At 61.8% G+C, this 20275-nt stretch carries 11 protein-coding genes; 4 read left to right on the top strand and 7 right to left on the bottom strand.

Translation table 11 applies throughout. The annotated features are described in order from the left end of the window. Positions 1 to 3: 3 nt before the first annotated feature. A complete protein-coding gene (atzF, locus tag ACXHRN_RS24160; protein ID WP_488638820.1) occupies positions 4 to 1725 on the bottom strand; it encodes an allophanate hydrolase in 1722 nt (573 codons plus the stop codon). A 178-nt stretch (positions 1726 to 1903) separates the two neighbouring features. After that, complete coding sequence (locus ACXHRN_RS24155) at positions 1904 to 2356, bottom strand: phasin family protein (RefSeq protein WP_488638819.1); 453 nt, start codon at positions 2354 to 2356, stop codon at positions 1904 to 1906. A 226-nt stretch (positions 2357 to 2582) separates the two neighbouring features. On the opposite strand from ACXHRN_RS24155, the gene ACXHRN_RS24150 reads away from it, so the two are divergent. After that, positions 2583 to 6290, top strand: a complete 3708-nt coding sequence (locus ACXHRN_RS24150; RefSeq protein ID WP_488638818.1) for a PAS domain S-box protein — start codon at positions 2583 to 2585, stop codon at positions 6288 to 6290. Positions 6291 to 6575: 285 nt separating this feature from the next. On the opposite strand, the gene dgoD is transcribed toward ACXHRN_RS24150, so the two are convergent. From dgoD to ACXHRN_RS24125, 5 genes are all read right to left on the bottom strand, one after another. Next, the gene (dgoD, locus tag ACXHRN_RS24145) at positions 6576 to 7724 is read right to left on the bottom strand and encodes a galactonate dehydratase (protein ID WP_488638817.1); all 1149 of its coding nucleotides are present in this window, start codon (positions 7722 to 7724) and stop codon (positions 6576 to 6578) included. 52 nt (positions 7725 to 7776) lie between these two features. Then, positions 7777 to 8532, bottom strand: a complete 756-nt coding sequence (locus ACXHRN_RS24140) for a FadR/GntR family transcriptional regulator (RefSeq protein WP_488638816.1) — start codon at positions 8530 to 8532, stop codon at positions 7777 to 7779. Positions 8533 to 8720: 188 nt separating this feature from the next. Continuing rightward, positions 8721 to 10931 (bottom strand): 3-hydroxyacyl-CoA dehydrogenase NAD-binding domain-containing protein, encoded by a 2211-nt coding sequence (locus tag ACXHRN_RS24135; RefSeq protein WP_488638815.1) that lies wholly within the window; start codon positions 10929 to 10931, stop codon positions 8721 to 8723. Positions 10932 to 10947: 16 nt separating this feature from the next. Continuing rightward, on the bottom strand, positions 10948 to 12156 hold the full coding sequence (locus ACXHRN_RS24130; RefSeq protein WP_488638814.1) for an acetyl-CoA C-acetyltransferase: 1209 nt from the start codon (positions 12154 to 12156) through the stop codon (positions 10948 to 10950). Positions 12157 to 12248: 92 nt separating this feature from the next. Then, positions 12249 to 14042 carry an acyl-CoA dehydrogenase C-terminal domain-containing protein gene (locus ACXHRN_RS24125; protein ID WP_488638813.1) on the bottom strand — a complete coding sequence of 598 codons (1794 nt, stop codon included), beginning with the start codon at positions 14040 to 14042 and terminating at the stop codon, positions 12249 to 12251. A gap of 446 nt (positions 14043 to 14488) precedes the next feature. On the opposite strand from ACXHRN_RS24125, the gene ACXHRN_RS24120 reads away from it, so the two are divergent. The 3 genes from ACXHRN_RS24120 (at position 14489) to ACXHRN_RS24110 (ending at position 20275) form a co-directional block, all read left to right on the top strand. After that, positions 14489 to 18286 carry a peptidoglycan-binding protein gene (locus ACXHRN_RS24120; protein ID WP_488638812.1) on the top strand — a complete coding sequence of 1266 codons (3798 nt, stop codon included), beginning with the start codon at positions 14489 to 14491 and terminating at the stop codon, positions 18284 to 18286. A gap of 210 nt (positions 18287 to 18496) precedes the next feature. After that, positions 18497 to 19105: a GNAT family N-acetyltransferase gene (locus ACXHRN_RS24115; RefSeq protein ID WP_488638811.1), complete on the top strand. Its 609-nt coding sequence runs from the start codon at positions 18497 to 18499 to the stop codon at positions 19103 to 19105. A gap of 243 nt (positions 19106 to 19348) precedes the next feature. After that, complete coding sequence (locus tag ACXHRN_RS24110; RefSeq protein ID WP_488638810.1) at positions 19349 to 20275, top strand: sulfite exporter TauE/SafE family protein; 927 nt, start codon at positions 19349 to 19351, stop codon at positions 20273 to 20275.

Raw genomic sequence — 20275 nt, 5'->3', positions numbered from 1 at the left:
CCCTTAGCCGGCTAACACAAATGGTCGCCAGCCGCCGAAGTCACTGATGTCGCGGGCACCCGATGTTGCCACGGCCTCGACCAGGAAGCCCTTGGCGCTGCTGCCGTCGGAAAAGCTGAGCGTGCCGATGCCGAGCGGTGCCGGGATCTTCGCGACGAACTGGCCGAAGGCGGAAGGTTCCAGAGCCCAGATCTCCGCCTCGATGGCGCGGCCTTCTCCATTGGCGACCCGCAGCAGGCCCGGCTTCGGCGGTGTCGTGCCCGCCAGCGCAAACAGCTTGTAGCTCGGCAATGTCTCGACCTTGCGCAGGAAGGTGCCACCCAGGTTGGTCAGTTCATGATTGAGCGGCAGGCCGGAGAGATGTGCCCCAACGACCGCAAGTTCAATGTGGTTATCGCCACCTGCTGATCCTGAACCTGGCAGTCCGCCAGACTCGACCGCCATGCCGATGCCGGCGAGAAAACCATCGCGGCCAGCCGATGCGATAAAGGTCAGGCTCGACGGCAGGCCATCCCCGCGCATGCCTACGGGCACCGAGATTGCCGCAAGATCGAGCAGGTTGACGAAATTGGTGTAGCTGCCGAGGTTGGAATTGTATTTGACCGGCTCGGCGTCGAGATCCGCAAGCGTATAGAAGCGCGGCACGGTCGGCACGGCAAGGCAATCGACCGCGGCGATCAGCGGCTCGACCCTGCGCTTCAATTCGGCAAGCTTGTAGAGCGCCTCGAATGTCGCAACCGCCGTGAGTTTGCCGCCCGGTTCGATGATCGAACGCGTCACCGGCAGCATTGCGGCCGGATTTTCCTCCACCAGCGGCTTGGTCGCCGCATAGCGCTCGGCCACCCACGGGCCTTCATAGAGCAACCGCGCCACCGCATGCAGCGGCTCGAAATCCATCTCGACGATGGTAGCACCCATGACGGCCAGCGTTTCGAGATCGGCGCCATAGGCTGCCTCGGCATCCGCATCGCCGAAGAACAATCGCTGCTGAGGTAAAGGCACGCCGATCCGCAGGCCGATATGTGGCGACGTTATAGAGACTGGCGGCAGGCGCCGTGAATAGGCATCCTCCGCGTCATATCCGGAAGCAAGCGCGGTAACCTCTGCGGCGAGGGAGACGGTACGGGCAAATACCGAAATCGTGTCGAGTGTCCGGCAGGCGGGCAGCATGCCGGTCGACGACACCAGCCCGAGCGACGGCTTCAATCCGACAATCCCGTTCATCCCGGCGGGAATGCGGCCCGAACCCGCTGTATCGGTGCCGAGCGCAAAATCGACAATGCCGGCCGCCACGGCCACCGCCGAGCCCGAACTTGATCCGCCGGGAATGAGATCGGCTCGCAGCACGTTGCGCGGCACGCCATAGGGCGAGCGGACGCCGACAAGGCCGGTGGCGAACTGGTCGAGATTGGTCTTGCCAAGCACGATGGCGCCGGCAGCTTCGAGCTTGCTGACCACCGTCGCCGAGCGCTCAGGCATCCGCGAGAATGCAGGGCAGGCGGCCGTTGTCGGCAGGCCGGCAACATCGATATTGTCCTTGACCGCAAACACCATGCCGTAAAGCGGCTTGCCCGCCGGGCCTGCGGCTTGCAGCACCTCGGCTTCGGCAAGCAGCGTGGCCTTATCCTTCAGCGCCAGGAAGATGGCCGGGTCACTGATCTCGGCAAGTCGGGCGAGGCTCGCAAGCACTGCATCGATGGGCGATCGTTGAGGTGAGGCGTTCATGCAACATTCCTTGGAGCCGTGGAAGCCCGATATTGCTGCATACATTAAGAATTGAAAAGGCTAAAATATAATCAAACTGTGATTTCGCACATTTTGTGTCCATTGGCTGCGGCGGACAAAACAAAAGGCCGGGGATCGCTCCCCGGCCTTCGACTCAAACAACTCGTAGATGCGCTGATTAAGCGGACATCTTGAAGGTCGACATTGCCTTTTCGGCAGCAGCCTTGCCCGGCTGGGAGACGCTTTCGGCAACCTTCTTGGAGGTTTCCTGCAGCGACTTGGCCTGCTCGACGGCGAGTTCAGCCTGCTTCTTGAAGAAGGCGGTCTGCAATTCGAAAAGCTCGGAAACCGACTTCACGCCGAGCAGCGATTCAAAATGCGCAAAGGAATTCTCGGTATTGGTGCGCAGGATCTCGATGGCCTTCATGCCGAATTCGACAGTGCCGGCCTGGGCGTTCTGGAGGGTCGCTTCGACGGTCTTGCCAGCTTCTTCAGTCGCGTCCTTGACCTTGGCAAGGGCTTCCTTGGTCTTCACCGAGCTGTTCTCGGCGAAATCGCGGAAGCTCTCGGTGAACTTGGAGGGGTCGAAAGAGGAGATGGAGAATACATCTTCAGATTTCTTCGTAGCCATGCGCATGCTCCTTGTGTGTTTCCGGCCCGCCTTGCGGTGCCCGATTTCTTGTATGAATATTATGTAACATAACTTATTGTGCAGTGCAACATAATTTTGCGACGCGGCAGAATTAACCCTGCGAATGGATTCCCCAGCGGGGTTGTGGACCCCGGGCACGTCAGGCAGTATTAATGTTTTGTTAAGAGTTGTTCCCGCTTTAGTCTCGCGTCATCTAAGGTCAGCCATGCCGCAATTCCAGTATCCCTTCATCGACATTGCCGTGCACCCCGCCGTGCGCGCACGCTTTGCCGCGGGGGATGCGATCGCGCTGTTTTCGCCCGACATGGCCAACGTACTGTGGGCCAATGGCGAGGGCGCCGGCTTTTTCGGCTACTCCGATATCTATGGGCTGCTCGACAATGGCCCCAATCGCGCCAGCGTCTCCTTCCGGCAACTGGCCGCGACCGCAGCCCAGCTGCGCGAGGCGGGCGACCGCCGCTCGTTGACCATCCGCACCAGCAGCGGTTTCCAGAGCGCCACCGTGATGGCCGATGTCACCCTGGTGGAGCTTCGCAAGGGTGACACCGTGGTGATCTTTTCCGCCCCCGTCGCCGCCAATGCGGTTAGCGAAAAGGCGCGGATATCGGCAATGCTCAAGGGTTTTGACGATCCCGATACCCATATGGCCGTGCTTGACAGCGAGGGCAATGTGCTCGAAGCCTCGCACGGTTTCGGCACCATTGGTATCTCCCCTGACACATCACGCAATCTCATCGCCTCGCTGCGTCACACAGATGGCCTGATCAAGCGGCCGATCGCCACTGCCGCCGGCTATCTGCCCGCAGCAATCGGCACGGTGTCCGAGCATCCGCCGCTGCATCTGCTGTTCTGCGTCGAGACGGTGCTGGGGCGCATGGACCCGCCACATGAGCCGCGGGCCGACATCAAGCCGGTTGCGGAAGCCGCCGCTTTCGCTAGCGACGTGGCTGAAGACACCATCGATATGCCCGAAGAGCCTTTCGCGGATGACATGGTGGAGTCTGTCGAGGAGGAGGTCGCCTCGGAGACTGTTCAAGAGACCGCAGCTGAGCCCGCAGACCTCGCCGACAATATTGCCCCTGAACAGGAAACGGTCGCGCCGGACGAGACTGAACTGGCTGCCGACGAGGCGGAAGCCGTGGATCAACAGTTGACGCCGCCGGAGGATTTCCTCGAGGCCGAGCCCACCGTTGACGTCGAGGATATCGAAGACGCCGATGACCTGGAAGAGATTGGCGAGCTGGCAATACTCGATGGCGCCGAGCCGCATGAGATCCAGGCAGCAATCGAAGACGGCGGTCTGGAACACGAAGATGTCGATACCGAGGTGACTGACGTCGAGCCCTCCGCCGAGCTGGAAGCATCCGCCGAGGATGAGGCGCCCGTTGCCCAAGATGAGCCCCTCGTCGCGCCAATTGCAACAGATGGCTCGGAGAATGCCGCTGCGGTCAACGAGGACGTTGCTGCCCTTGCTGAACCTGCCCACGATGCGAGCCAGCCCTTCATCTTCCGTCGCGAAGGTCGTCCGGTGCGTTTCGTCTGGAAGCTCGATGCCCAGGGGCGTTTCGCCGAGGTTTCCGACGAATTCGCCCGCACTGTCGGTCCGCATTCCGGCGATATCAACGGACTGCATTTCCAGGAACTCGCCCACAAGTTCCACCTCGACGCCAATGGCGAGATCGGTCGCCTGCTCGAGCGCCGCGACACCTGGTCGGGGCGGATGATCCGGTGGCCGGTCGAAGGCACCAACCTTGCGGTTCCCGTCGATCTCGCTGCCCTGCCGACCTATTCGCGCAATCGTGAATTCGATGGTTTCCGCGGCTTCGGCATCATTCGCGTCGGCGATGCGGAGGAAGATCCCCGTGCGCTCGGCCTGCAGATCGGCATTGCCGATAGTGAGCCGGCCGACAAACCCGAAGAACGCGTTGAAGACATCAGCCTGACGGTGGACGATCAGTTCGCAGAGGCAGCCGATGCGGTAGAACCAGTCGCCGATGATGCACCGGTCGAAGACCTGCAGGATGAGTTCCATGGCGAAAAGCCGGCGCTCAATATCGTCTCCAATCCGCTGGCGAATTTCTCGGAAAAGATCGTCCACCTCGAAGAGCGCCGCAACAGGGCGCGCGAGGGCCTGACCCAGGCCGAGCAGAACGCACTCAAGGAAATCGCCCGTCAGCTCGAGCCATTCGGCAAGCGGCCGAACGAGCTTGTCGCCGGTGCAAGTGAAGAGACCGATTCCGACGCGACGACCGAAAACGAGAATGACGCCGTCGATATCACCTCAGATGACAGCCATGAGGAATTTGCTATTGCTGCCAGCGAGCTGACGACGGGCGAAGACGCCGCCGAGGTGCCGGTATCCGACGCAGCGCCCGCCGCTGAAACGGATGATTTCCTTGCCGCCGCTGAAAACGATGGAGAGACCACCGGGGAAGCCGATGGTCCGGGCCTGACGGCATCCGCCGCCGACGAGGTGCCGCTGGCGATCCTCATCCATGCCGGCGATCGGCTGATCCACGCCAACTCCGAATTCCGCCGCTTCTCCGGCTACGACAGCGTCGACGCGCTCGATAACGCCGGCGGTCTCGACAGCTTGATCAGCCGCCGTGAAGGCCCCGATGGCGGCGTCTACATGGTGCGCGCTAATGGCACCCAGCTGCCGGTCGCGGCGCGTTTGCAGTCGGTGAAATATGAAGGTGCTACGGCGCTGATGCTGACGCTGATGCCGGCGAGTGTGCCGTTGGTCGAGGAACCCTCGGCCGAAGACGAGCAGGCAGCCCGCAGGCTGTCGGCGCTCCAGGTGGAAGCTGACGAACTACGCGCCATACTGGAAACCGCCACAGATGGTGTCGTGGTGCTCGATACCGATGGCCGTATCCGCTCGATGAACCGTTCGGCGAGCGCGCTTTTTAATTTCGACGACAACGAGACGCGCGGCAAGCCGTTCGCAATGCTGTTTGCTCATGAGAGCCAGAAGGCCGTGCAGGACTATGTCGCGGGCCTTTCCGGCCACGGCGTTGCCAGCGTGCTCAATGACGGCCGCGAAGTCATCGGCCGCGAAGCGTCGGGCGGCTTCATTCCGCTGTTCATGACCATGGGGCGCATGGCCGGCTCCAACAGCTATTGCGCCGTCATCCGCGACATCACCCAGTGGAAGCGTTCGGAGGAAGAACTTCGGACCGCCAAGCGCTCGGCCGAAACCGCCAACCAGCACAAGAGCGATTTCCTCGCCCGCGTCAGCCATGAGATCCGCACGCCGCTCAATGCGATCATCGGTTTTTCCGACATGATCGCCAGTGAACATTTTGGTCCGGCCGGCCACCCGCGCTATGTCGAATATGCGCACGATATCGGTCGTTCGGGCCGGCATGTCCTCGATATCGTCAACGACCTCCTGGATATTTCCAAGATCGAGGCCGGCGAGATGGATGTCGAGTTTGCCGCGGTCGGGCTAAACGATTGCATCTCCGAAGCCGTGTCGCTCGTCCAGCCGCAGGCCAATGCCCAGCGGGTGATCATCCGCACGTCACTGTCGCAATCGGTGCCGGATGTCGTGGCCGATCTCCGCTCGATCAAGCAGATCGCCATCAATATCTTGGCCAATGCTATTCGCTTTACGCCCTCAGGCGGCCAGATCGTCGTCTCGACGGCCTATGAGCCCACCGGTTCGGTGACGCTGCGCATCCGCGACACCGGTGTCGGCATGTCGAAGTCGGAGCTTGAGCAGGCGATGAAGCCCTTCGGCCAGGTCCAGCCCGGCGCCCGCAAGCGCGGCGACGGCACCGGCCTCGGCCTGCCGCTGACCAAGGCGATGATCGAGGCCAATCGCGCCCAGTTCTCCATCCAGTCGGCACCCAACGAGGGCACGCTGGTGGAAATCACCTTCCCGCCGCAGCGGGTTCTGGCGAATTAGTGCTATCGCGTTGCGATTTCGCACCGATTGATGTCGACGAAGCTGGCGTACCCCCCTCATCCGACCCTTCGGGCCACCTTCTCCCCGAGGGGAGAAGAGGGAATTGGCCGCGCCGTCTCGTTCCTCCTCGCCCCTTGGGGGTCCGAAGGACGGGTTGAGACCGGTGGCTCGACCCCGGTCGTCCGCCGAGCGTAGCGGAGGCGGGGTGAGGGGTCCTTGGCGAGGCGCCGAAGTAAAAAGCCCATAGAACATCTTCGGCGAACCTTTTTCAGGAGGTTAGCCGGCTCACCATTCCGCGACCGAGCCGTCCTCGTGGCGCCAGACCGGGTTGCGCCAGCGATGGCCTTCCTTGGCGCGCTCGATGACATAAGCCTCATCCACCTCGATGCCCAGGCCCGGACCCTGCGGGATCGACACGAAGCCGTCAGCATAGTGGAACACCTCCTTGTTGGAGATGTAGTCGAGGATGTCGTTGCCCTTGTTGTAGTGGATGCCGAGGCTCTGTTCCTGGATGAAGGCATTGTAGCTGACGGCATCGACCTGCAGGCAGGCGGCCAAAGCGATAGGGCCGAGAGGGCAATGCGGTGCGAGCGCCACGTCATAGGCCTCGGCCATACCAGCGATCTTGCGGCATTCGGTGATGCCGCCGGCATGCGAAAGATCCGGCTGCAGGATGTCGACATAGCCTTCCGACAGGATGCGCTTGAAATCCCAGCGCGAGAACAGCCGCTCGCCCAGCGCAATCGGCGTCGAGCAATGATTGGCGATTTCCTTCAGCGCTTCGTAGTTCTCCGACAGAACCGGCTCTTCGATGAACAGCAGCTTGAACTGCTCCAGCTCCTTCGCCAGCACCTTGGCCATCGGCTTGTGGACGCGGCCGTGAAAATCGACGCCGATGCCGATATAGGGGCCGATGGCTTCGCGGATGGTGGCAATCGTTTCGACAGCCTTCTCCACCTTGTCCCAGGTGTCGACGATCTGCATTTCCTCGCAGCCGTTGAGCTTGATTGCCTTGAAGCCGCGCGCAACGACGTCCTTGGCGTTGTTGGCGACGTCGGAGGGGCGGTCGCCGCCAATCCAGGAGTAGACCTTGATCTTGTCGCGGCACTGGCCGCCCAAGAGCGCGTGCACCGGCTGCCCATAGGCTTTGCCCTTGATGTCCCAGAGCGCCTGGTCGATCCCAGATATAGCCGACATATGCACGGCACCGCCGCGGTAGAAACCGGCACGGTACATGACCTGCCAATGATCCTCGATCAGCATCGGGTCCTTGCCGATCAGGTAGTCGGCGAGTTCATGGACGTCTGCCTCGACCGTTAGCGCGCGGCCTTCGACCACCGGTTCGCCCCAGCCGACGATCCCCTCGTCCGTCTCGATCTTGAGGAAGCACCAGCGCGGCGGAACGATGTAGGTGGTAAGCTTGGTAATCTTCATGATGGGTCTGTCCGGTTGATGGCGAGGCGCGGCAAGGCACCGGGAACGGATTTCAGGTCGAGGATTTGCGGCTCAGCGCGGCGGAGATGTCGCGGGCGGCGAGATCGAGCATCCGGTTGGAGCAGGCGCGCGCGGCCTCCTGGTCTCGCATCCGCAGGGCCTCAACGAGTTCCTTGTGGACGGCCAGCGCCTCGTCGCGCTTCTCCGCGGCCTCGTTTGATGTGTGCAGCGCGTGCATCAGGGCTGCGTGGATAATCGAGAACAGCTGCCGGAACACCTGGTTGTGGCTTGCCTTGAGCATGATTTCGTGGAAGGCGGCGTCGGCTGATGTGAAAGCCTCGATGTCGTCGCCGGCATCGCGCATGCGCCGCCAGGCGCGGTCGAGATCGGCTATTTCCTGGGTCGTGGCGCGCTCGGCGGCAAAGGCTGCGGCGGCAGGCTCGACGATCCGGCGTGTCTCCAGAATGCAGTCAAGCAGACCCTTGCCCAACACATTCGGCCCCATCCATTCCAGAATCTGCGGATCCAGCAGGCTCCAGTCGTCCTTGCCACAGACAATCGTGCCGACGCGCGGCCGGCTGGTGACCAGGCCTTTCGTTCCCAGGATCTTCAGCGACTCGCGGATGACGGTGCGGCTGACGCCATAGAGTTCGCAGAGATCACTTTCGCGCGGCAGCGGACTGCGCTCGGGATAACGGCCCATGCAGATATCGGTGCCGATGGCTGCCGTGACATTCTTCTGCACGCGCGGTCGTTTGCCGGAGGGCTGCTCGGGCCCTGGCTTGCTGCGATCGATCGATGTGTCCACCCGATGCCCCCACTCCGGAGATGGTCCCTGCATTGCCGGCCGTGCCGACGAAACGCATGAAGCATCCTTATGGGCAGTGGCTTACCCCATTTGTCATACTAAATCAATTCTCAGTCTGATGAATTTGCCAGCACATAAAAAAGCCCTCGGGTGGTACCCGAGGGCGCATTGACATGCTCAGTGGCAGCTTACGCCGCGAGCTTCTTCGCATAGGGGTCGAAGCGCTTGTAGAATGTGTCGCCCTTGGCGGCCATGTCCTTGAGAAGCGGCGTCGGCGCGAAGTGAGCGCCATACTTTGCTGCCAGCGTCTCGCAAAGGGTGACGAAGGTCTTCACCCCCATGCCGTCGATATAGGAAAGCGTACCGCCGGTATAGGGTGCGAAGCCGAACCCGAGGATCGAGCCGACATCGGCCTCGCGCGGATCGGTGACGATGCCTTCCTCGACGGTGCGGGCCGCTTCCAGCGCGATGGTCACCAGCAGGCGTTGCTTGAGTTCGGCAAAATCGACGTCCTCGGCCTTCTTCTGCGGGTAGAGATCCTTGAGGCCCGGCCAAAGCGACTTCTTCGCCGGCTTCGGCGGGTAGTCGTAAAAACCCTTCTGGTTCTTGCGACCGAGACGGCCGAGTTCGGTGACCATCTTGTCGACCAGCGCCATATGATGCTTTTCAACCGAGGCTTCGCCCAGATCGGCAATCGACGCCTTCATAATCTTCTGGGAAAGGTCGATCGCCACCTCGTCATTCAGCGACAGCGGGCCGACCGGCATGCCGGCGAATTTCGCGGCATTCTCGATCATGATGGCCGGCACGCCTTCGGCCAGCATGTCGTAGGCCTCGTTGATATAGCGGAAGACGCAGCGGTTGACATAGAAGCCGCGCGTGTCGTTGACGACGATCGGTGTCTTCTTGATCGCGGCGGCATAGTCGAGCGCCACGGCAATCGCCTTGTCTTCGGTCTTTTCGCCGAGAATGACTTCCACCAGCCCCATCTTGTCGACCGGCGAGAAGAAATGCACGCCAACGAACTGGTCGGGACGCCTGGAGTTTTCCGCGAGGCCCGAGATCGGCAGGGTCGAGGTATTGGAGGCAAAGATCGATGTTGCCGGCAGCACCGCTTCCACGGCTTCGGTGACGATCTTCTTGATGCCACGATCCTCGAACACCGCCTCGATGACCAGATCGGCGTCAGAAAGCTGGCCGTAATCCGGCGTCGCCGTGATCAGCGACAGCAGCTTTTCGCCCTGTTCCTGGGTCGACTTGCCTTTGGAGATGGCTGCCTTCACCAAATCCTCGGAATGTGCCTTGCCCTTGTCGCAGGCGGCCTGGTCGCGGTCGATCAAGACGACGGGAATGCCGGCCTTGGCCGTCACATAGGCAATGCCCGCGCCCATGAAGCCGGCGCCGACAATGCCCACCTTGGTGAACTTGGTCGGCGGCACGTTGGCAGGGCGGCGAGCGCCCTTGCCGAGTTCCTGCATCGACACGAACAGCGAGCGGATCATCGAATAGGCTTCGGTGGTCTGCAGGATGGCGGTGAAATAGCGCTGCTCGATCTTGATACCGAGGTCGATCGGCACCTGCAGGCCCTCATAGACGCATTTCAGGATCGAATGGGCGCCGGGATAATTCATGTTGGTTTCGCGGCGCAGGATGGCATTGGCGGCCGAAAACAGTTGCACGCCCTGCGGCGACCAGATCGTGCCGCCCGATGCCTTGAAGCCCTTCTTGTCCCACGGCGCGACCGGATCGACACCGGCCTTCAGCAGCGCCTTGGCAGCCGCGATCAACTGGTCGGGCTCGACAACCTCGGTAACGAGACCGAGCGCCTTGGCACGCGATGGCGTGATATCCTGGCCGGTGGTCATGATCTGCAGCGCATCCTGCGTGTTGATCAGGCGCGGCAGGCGCTGGGTGCCGCCGGCGCCGGGGAAGATGCCGACCTTGACTTCCGGCAGTGCCATTTTCACCGACTTGCCGTTGGAAATGACGCGTGCATGGCAGGCCATCGCCAGTTCGGTAGCCCCGCCCATGCAGACGCCGTTGATAGCGGCGACCCATGGCTTGCCGCAGGTCTCGATCTTGCGCCACAGCCAGCTCATGCGGCCGGCCGCGTCAAACAGCTTCCTGGTTGCGCCTTCCGGATCGGCAGCGCGCTCGCTTTCGATCATCGAGAACATGTCTTTGAGCATGGTCAGGTCGGCGCCGCCCGAGAAGGCCGCCTTGCCGGAGGCGAAGACCACGCCCTTGATGGCTTCGTCGGCCACCACCTGATCGACGATCGCATCGATCTCATCCATCACATCCATGGTGAAGACGTTCATCGACTTGTCTGGCATGTCCCAGGTGACCAGGGCAAAGCCGTCGGCGTCGGTTTCGACGGTGAAATTCTTGTAGGTCATGTCTCTCTCCCGGAACTCAGACGCGTTCGATGATGGTGGCAGTGCCCATGCCGGCGCCGATGCAGAGCGTCACCAGTGCGGTCTGCAATCCTCGACGCTCCAGCTCGTCCAGCACGGTGCCGAGGATCATCGCCCCGGTGGCACCCAAGGGGTGACCGAGCGCGATGGCGCCGCCGTTCACATTGATCTTGTCATGCGGAATGTTGAAGGCCTGCATGTAGCGCAGCACGACAGCCGCAAACGCCTCGTTGAGCTCGAAGAGATCGATGTCGCTGATGGTCATGCCGGCGCGTTTCAGCAGCTTCTCGGTCACATCTACCGGGCCGGTCAGCATCAATGCCGGGTCCGAGCCGATGCTGGCGATCGCCTTGATGCGGGCGCGGGGTTTCAGGCCCATGGACTCGCCGCCGGCCTTGGAGCCGATCAGCACGGCTGCGGCGCCATCGACGATACCAGAGGAATTGCCGGCGTGGTGGACGTAGTTGATCTTCTCGATATCAGGATGCGCCTGGATGCCGACGGCATCAAAGCCGCCCATCTCGCCCATCATCTGGAACGACGCCTGCAAGGCCGCCAGCGACTGCATGTCGGTCGATGGACGCATATGCTCGTCGCGATCGAGGATTGTCATGCCGTTGAGGTCCTTCACCGGCACCACGGACTTGTTGAAATAGCCCTTTTCCCAGGAATTGGCCGCGCGCTTCTGGCTCTCGACCGCATAGGCATCGACGTCATCGCGGGAGAAGCCGTATTTGGTGGCGATCAGGTCGGCCGACACGCCCTGCGGCATGAAATAGGCCGGCACGGCGACCGAAGGATCGACCGGCCAGGCACCGCCCGACATGCCCATGCCGACGCGGCTCATCGATTCGACACCGCCGGCAATGATGATGTCGTCGGCACCCTGTGCGACCTTGGCGGCAGCAAGATTGACGGCATCGAGACCCGAGGCGCAGAAACGCGAAATCTGCATGCCCGGCGCGCGGTTGTCATAGCCGGCTTCAAACGCAGCGGCACGTGGGATCACCGAGCCCGCTTCCATCACCGGATCGACGCAGCCGAAGATGATGTCGTCGACGGTCTTGGTGTCGAGCCCATTGCGGTCGCGGATCCATTCCAGCGTGTGGGCAGCAAGGCGGACGGGCGGCACTTCGTGCAGCGATCCATCCTTCTTGCCGCGTCCGCGTGGCGTGCGGACGTGGTCGTAGACATAAGCCTCGGTCATGGTTGTTTTCTCCCTTTGGCACTGGGGTGCCTGAAATCTTCAAGTTGATTTCATACGCCTGATTCGCAGAAATCCTAAGTCGCAGTTGTCGCTCAAAACGCTGCCGCATCGAGCGCCATGATGCTGTCGGCGCCGGTTTCGATACGGGCCTTGCGCAGCGCGGTTTCCGGCATCATCCGCTCCATGTAGAACCTTGCGGTCAACAGCTTGTTGGCGAGGAAGTCCGTGCGCGGATCGCCGGCGTCCTGCTTTTCGAGTGCCGCCTTGGCGCTCTTGCCCCACATGAAGCCGAGAATGACAAGGCCGAACAGATGCATGTAGTCGGTGGCGCCGGCACCGGCATTGTCGGGCTTGGCCATCGCATTGCTCATGAACCACATGGTGGCGGCCTGAAGGTCGTTCAAGCCTTTCTTGAGTGCCTTGGTAAACGGCGCCAGACGCTCGTCGGCGCGGTTCTCCTCGCAGAAATCGCCGATCTCCTTGAACACGGCCATGACAGCGCGGCCGCCATTGGCGCCGAGCTTGCGGCCGACGAGATCCATGGCCTGGACGCCATTGGCGCCTTCATAGAGCATGGCGATGCGCGCGTCCCGCACATACTGGCTCATGCCGTTCTCTTCGATATAACCGTGGCCACCATACATCTGCTGGGCCTGCACGGCATTGTCGAAACCGCGATCGGTCATCACGCCCTTGAGGATCGGCGTCATGATCGACAGGATGTCATCGGCCTTCTGGCGCTCGGTCGCATCCGGCGAGCGGTGGGCGATGTCGGATTGCAGCGCCGTGTAGAGCATGAAGGCGCGGCCTGCCTCGTTGATCGAGCGAATCTGCATCAGCGTCCGGCGCACATCGGCATGCACGATGATTGGATCGGCCTTCTTGTCCGGCGCCTTTGGTCCGGTCAGCGAACGGCCCTGGATGCGCTCTCGGGCATAGTTGGCAGCGTTCTGGTAGGCAGCCTCCGAGACAGCCAGCCCCTGCAGGCCGACACCAAGGCGGGCCTCGTTCATCATCACGAACATCGCCGCCAGGCCGCGATTCTCTTCGCCGATCAGGTAGCCGGTCGCATCGTCATGATTGAGCACGCAGGTCGCGTTGCCGTGGATGCCCATCTTGTGCTCGATCGCGCCGCAGGAAACGCCATTGCGGGCGCCCGGCGTGCCATCGTCCTTGAGCACGAATTTCGGCACGATGAACAGCGATATGCCCTTGGTGCCTTCCGGCGCGCCTTCGATACGGGCCAGCACCAGATGGATGATATTTTCGGTCATGCCGTGTTCGCCGGCAGAGATGAAAATCTTCTGGCCGGTGATCCTGTAGGTGCCGTCGGGCTGTGGCACGGCCTTGGTGCGCAGCATGCCGAGGTCGGTTCCGCAATGCGGCTCGGTCAGGTTCATGGTGCCGGACCAGACGCCGGAGACCATGTTCGGCAGATAGGTCTTCTTCTGCTGGTCGGAGCCATGCACGAGGATCGCGGCAATCGCACCATTGGTCAGGCCCGGATACATCATCAGCGCCATGTTGGCCGACGACATGAATTCGCCGACGGCGGAATGCAGCGTATAGGGGAGGCCCTGGCCGCCGAATTCTTCGGGCACCGAAAGACCGCTCCAGCCGCCCTCGCAATATTGGTCATAGGCCTGCTTGAAGCCCTTGGGCACCTCGACCGAACCGTCGTCGTTGCGCCTGCAACCTTCCTGGTCGCCGGACAGGTTCAGCGGGAAGAGCACTTCCTCGGACAGTTTCGCCGCTTCACCGGCGATTGCTTCGAGCATGTCGGCTGTCGCATCGGCAAAGCCGGGCAGGTTGTTGAATTTCTCGATGCCGAGCACATCGTTCAGGACGAACAGCGTATCTTCGACGGGTGGCTTGTAAACGGGCATGCAATCTCTCCTCACCAAAATCCGACAACACGTCTACCTCAAAAAAGTTACTACAAAATTTTGACGTTTGCGTAAACGTCAAAATTTGCGCTGAAGCAAAATGCCGCGGCCAAAACTGTCGGGAAAACCGAGAAAGTGCTCTTGAGGCAGGCCGAGTGCCGAAAAAACACGCTTAAAATGCGCATCAGTGGCAAAGGTTAAATAATTTTCAGATCGGTTAACGGGTTGTTTACCACGATTTGTAAAAGCTCGTTAATGAAAAGCGGTGTCGTGCATTATTCGCCCCGCTCTCCGCAGAAGCATAATCTGATGCGAAAGCCAGGCGAAAGTCCCGGCTGGTAAGATTAGATTTGGCGCACATATTCCCGGGGGGTGGCAGTGACGCACGAATCCGGAAGTAAATGCCGGAATTACAGTCCGGCAACAGAGATGAGCGGGCTGGTGAAATGAACGGATCGCGATCAAACACACCGAATTACGGCAGCAAGTCCTCGCTGGACCAGCTGAATCGGACGATCGAAGGCCTCGAGGCGAGAATCCAGGGACTGGTGAGCGAGCGCAAGCAGGCGCAGGCGCGGCCGGTCCCAAGCAACGCGGATCCACTCGGTGAAATCATGGAGCGCCAGCGCATGCTCGGCGGCGCCCGCGAACGGGTTGCCGCCGCCATGGTGCGGACCCCGCGCCAGGAGCCCGAAGTCCGCCAGTCCTCCTATCGCGCCGAGCCAGAGGTCAGGCAGCCAGCCTATCGTTCCGAACTGGAACCTGCTCTCGAGCGCCAGGCACAGGTCGGCGCCATGGGCGAGATCGCCGCGACGCTTGCCGCATTGCGTGCCGAACTCAAGCACGGCATCCAGGACACGATCGCGCCGGATCTCAACGCAATCGTCAGCGACATGCGCAATCTCAAGACGACGACGCTGGGCGCGTCTGCTGGCACGGCTGACCTGCGCGACGAACTGGCCCGCCTCGGCGACAGCATTGCGCGGCTTGAAGGCGGCAACCGGTTCGATGCTGGCAGCGATCTCCGCGCCGATCTCGACGAGTTGCGCGCCATGACCGCCGGTCTTGCCCGCGAGGACAGTATCCGCAATCTCGAAAAGCGCTGGGACCGGACAGAAACCAGGCTTGCGGCTTTTGAACCCGACGCGCTGAAGGAAGAACTCGTCCAACTCGCGTGGCGCATCGACAGCATCAAATCCGGCCTCGGCGAGTTCAGCGCGGCACCGGCCGTACGTTCGCTCGAGGACAAGTTGATTGCGGTTGCCAGTGCGATCGAGGCCCTCGGCCGCAATGTTGAGGCCAGGTCCGATATGTCGGGCCAGTTTGCCGGGCTCGATCATCGTCTCGATGAAATCAGCCGGGCGATTGCCGCAAGCGCCAGCCAGAGCACCAGCGCCATCGACAATGCCAGCCTGCGCCGGCTCGAAAGCCGCATTGGCGAACTTGCCACTCATGTCGATTCGCTGCAGCAATCCAATCCGGAAAGCGAGATCGCCGAACGGATCGACGCGCTGTCACTGCGGATCGAGGAACTTGCCAATGAGGATGCGGCCCAAAAACTCGAAGAGCGGATCGGCCAGCTCTCCAACCTGATCGAGCGGAATTTCCGCGACAACAAATCGCCCGACCTGTCGAACCATCTCGTCGACATCTCCCGCAAGATCGACGATCTCGGCGCCAACCCGGCCGATGGCCTGATGGAACGTCTTGAGCGTTTGTCGCAACAGATCGAGGATTTCGAGCGGCCGGTCGATTCGTCGCCGCGCGCCATGGCCGATCTGACGGCGATGTCGCGGCTCGAAACCCGTCTTTCCGATATTGCCACGCGGCTTGACGAGAGTGCCGCTGCTGCGCCCGCCGATACCGGTGCCTTGCAGAATCTCGAACGCCAGATCGCCTCGCTGTCCAGTCTGCTTAGTCAGCCGGGCGCCACCCCGCTTGTCGCCGCAGCGACACCGGATGACGTCTCCCATCGCATGGCAGCGCTTGAGGATTACATTTCCTCGAGCGACGAATTCATCGTCGAGGCCGCGCGCCAGGCGGCCGAAGCGGTCGTCGAGGCTTATTCGCGCACAGGCATCGGCGCAGGCAATGCCAGCCCGGCCGAAATGTCGGCGCTGTCTGGTCTGGCTGAAGATCTCCGTGCGCTTGAGGCCCACACCCGCGTCAGCGAGGAGCGCACCGCCGAGACCTTTACTGCCCTTCATCAAACGCTGGTACAGATCGCCAGCCGTCTCGATGAATTCGGCCGCGAAAAGCCCGCGCCTGCCTATGAGCGCGAGGTTTACAAACCCGCCGACATTCCCGCAGCCCTCATGCCCAAGGCGTCGCAGCCCGCCTTTGCCGACAGCGAATTTACTCCGGCCCGCTTCGTGCCGGCTGATGAGCCGGTGCGCCGCCCGCCTGACAATCCGAAGGTCGAGGTGCTGCAGGAGCCAGATCTGCTGGAAGATGCGGCCGACGCCGATATCGCCCATGATACCGTCGATGCGGTCGAGGCCGTCGCGCGCAAGGAAAAGCCTGCGTCCAAGAGCCTGATTGCCAGCCTTGCCGCCCGCCTCAAGCCGGCGAAGAAGGAAAAGCCGGCAACTGGCGAGCGCGTCTCGGTCGACCCCACGCCCTCGCTCGATGCCAGCGAGATGCTGGTCGGCGAAGACAGCAACATGCTGATGGAACCCGGCTCCGGCGTGCCGGATGTCCGAAAGATCATGGAAAAGGTGCGCGCCGGCCAGAAATCCGGCACTGCCGGCGCCAAGGCTGCCCCAATCGGCCAGGCCGACGTGATCGCTGCCGCTCGCCGCGCTGCCCAGGCCGCTGCCCAGGAAGCAGGCCAGCAGAAGCTGGTGCAGCCTGCCGCCGCCAAGGGCAAGCCTGCCGCTAGGGATGCCAAGGTGCCCAAGGCTGGCGGCAACAGCGAAGTACGCCGCCCGATCCTGCTTGCTGCCGCCGCGGTGTTGCTGGTGGTGATGTCTTATCCGCTGGTCTCCAACCTGATTGGCGGCCGCCAGGCCGAGATCCAGAGCGAACAGCAGCCGGTCGCCGTCGAACCGGCAAAGCAGGATTCTGCGATCGATCCGGTCGTCGATCAGCCCGTCCAGGCAGACCGTGCACTCGATTCGAAATCGGTCGAGCCGGCGGATCAGGCAACAGTCGATGCAACGCCCGCAATGGCGCCCGAGAATATCGAAACCGGCGCCGAAAAACTGATGGCGCCGGCCGATGACGCATCACAAGCCGGAGCCCTGACCAAATCGGATGCTGCCGAGCCGGCCGTCGAGGACGCAGCCATTCCGCAGGTCGATCAGCCGACGGTGACGGCGGATGCTCAGGATCCCGTCGCGGCAGAGATTGCCAAGGCACCCGCTACCGCCCCTGCCGAGATCCAAATACCTGCCGGCCTGCAGCCGGCATCGCTGGTCGAAGCCGTCAAGAAGGGCGATCCGCTGGCCTATTTCGAGATCGGCGCGCGTTTCACCGATGGCCGCGGTGGCATGAAGGTCGACCTGACCGAGGCCGCCAAGTGGTATCAGCTCGCCGCCGACAAGGGTCTGGCACCGGCCGAATATCGCCTCGCCAATTTCTACGAGAAGGGCACTGGCGTCGCCCGCGACATGGATAAAGCCAAGGCGCTTTATCTCTCCGCCTCGCAAAAGGGCAATGCCAGCGCCATGCACAATCTGGCCGTCCTCTACGCCACCGGCGCTGCCGGCACGCCCGATTTCAACGAGGCGGCTCGCTGGTTCACCCAGGCGGCCGAACTCAATGTCCGCGACAGCCAGTTCAACCTGGCTATCCTTTATGCGCGCGGCAATGGCGTGGCGCAGGATCTCGAGGAATCCTACAAGTGGTTTGCGGTCGCTGCCAATCAGGGTGACAAGGATGCTGCCCAGAAGCGCGATGAAGTGGCCAATGCCCTCAAGCCCGACCAGCTGAAGAGCGCCAAGGCCAAGCTCGACCTCTGGAAGCCGCAGGCGCTCGACGACAAAGCCAACAACGCGGTCGTTCCGGACCAATGGGTGGCCAAGAGCAACACGACGGCGTCGATCGACATGAAGCGGGCGATCCGCAACATCCAGGCGATCCTCAACAACAATGGTTTCGACGCTGGCAAGCCGGATGGCGAGATGGGCAAGAAGACGGTCGAGGCCATCAAGTCCTTCCAGAAGTCGGTCGGCCAGGAGCCATCGGGCAAGATCAACGACGCGTTGGTCAAGGAATTGCTGGCGCGCAACAAGAAGGCCTGATCGGCCTTCCTTTGCCGACTAACCTGTCGACCGACAAGCGACGCTGAGGGAGCATGAACCCGTCGTTTGGCTAACGTTCATCTGTTGGGACTGTGTGCAGATGGCGCCACCGGGTTTTCTTGTCTGATCGCGAAACAAGTCCTTTGGTTCGATTGACCGCTTGCAGCCGAGTGGCGAATATTGGCGCAACTTCAATCGCGGACATCCCCCATGTTCACCATCCGACCCGCACGCGCTGACGACCTCGATGCCTGCTATGCCATTTCGCTGGCCACCGGCAATGCCGGTACTGGGGCGGCACATCTCTACCGCGATCCGCAGATGATGGGGCACATCTACTCCGCTCCCTACATTGTGCTGGAGCCGCGGCTGGCACTGGTCGTCGAAGACGACAAAGGCGTCGCGGGCTTTACCGTCGGCGCGCTCGACACCTCCGCCTGGGAAGAGCGGCTGGAGCACGAATGGTGGCCGACGCTCAGGGCCAGATACGAGGATCCGTCGGAGATACCGCCCGAAAGCCGGACGCTGGACCAACGGCGCGCTTTCATGATCCATCATCCCGTCCTGGTTCCCGATGCGGTCAAGCATCGCTACCCCGCTCACATGCATATGAACCTCCTGCCGCGCATGCAGAAACGCGGCGTGGGCTCGGCCTTGTTTCGGGCTTGGCTGGAGGTTGCTGCCGGGCACGGGGTGCATGTCGGCGTCAACCCGCTCAATGGCGGAGCACACGCTTTCTGGACCCGCCAGGGCTTTGCTGAGTTGCACCTGCCGAACACTCCATCCAGTCATCTTGTGTTTCTTGGACGTGATCCCTGACAAGTAGATCCGCAACGTTGCTGCACCCTGAAGCAATCACGACTTTCCCGCTAGACTTAGCGCAGATGTTGCCCGACGGAAACTATTGTATTGATTATCGATTTCGCGCCGGATCATGTCTTCCTATCGATTGACACTGCCATGGACCGGGCGCAAGACTATTTTAAAATCAATATGTAACACTTTGAACAGCCCCGAGAAATCCGGACTGTTTCACACCTATTGCCGGCAAGGGATCCGCGCGTGACAATCTACCTGCCCATAGCCGAGCTTTCGGTGAATATCTTCATCATCCTGGGCATGGGCGCGGCGGTGGGCTTCCTCTCCGGTATGTTCGGCGTCGGTGGTGGCTTCCTGATCACGCCGCTGCTAATTTTCTACAATGTCCCCCCGGCAATCGCCGTCGCCACCGGTGCCAACCAGGTCGTCGCCTCGTCGATTTCGGGCGCCATCACCCATTTCCGCCGTGGTACGATCGATCTCAAGCTGGGCACGGTGCTGCTGGTGGGCGGCCTGTTCGGCGCCACGCTCGGCATCTGGATATTCGCGGCCTTGCGGAAGCTCGGCCAACTCGATCTGACCATCTCGCTGCTCTATGTCGTGCTGCTGACGTCCGTCGGCACCCTGATGATGTGGGAAAGCATCAACGCGTTGCGCCGCGCCCGTCGCAATGAGACTGTCACGCTCAAGCGCACCGGCCAGCACAATTGGGTGCACCGGCTGCCGTTCAAGATGCGCTTCAAGAAATCGAAGATCTATCTCTCGGTCGTTCCGGTCGTGGCGCTGGGCTTCGGCGTCGGTATTCTCACCTCGGTGATGGGCGTCGGCGGCGGCTTTATCATGGTGCCGGCGATGATCTATCTCCTGCGCATCCCGGCCAGCGTCGTGGTCGGCACGTCGCTTTTCCAGATCATTTTCGTTTCCACCTATTCCACCGTCGTCCAGGCGGTCACCAATCATTCCGTCGATATCGTGCTCGCCTTCATCCTCATGCTGTCGGGCGTGGTCGCGGCACAATACGGCGTCCGCGTCGGCCAGCGGCTGAAGGCCGAGCAACTCCGTGCACTGCTGGCGCTGATGATCCTCGCGGTCGGCGTGCGCCTGGCGATCGATCTCTTCGTGCCGCCGGCCGATCTTTATTCTATTGCGCGTACGGGAGCGGCCAGATGA

This window comes from Shinella sp. OV683 (assembly GCF_057787725.1).
This window is presented reverse-complemented; position numbering and strand designations above follow the sequence as displayed.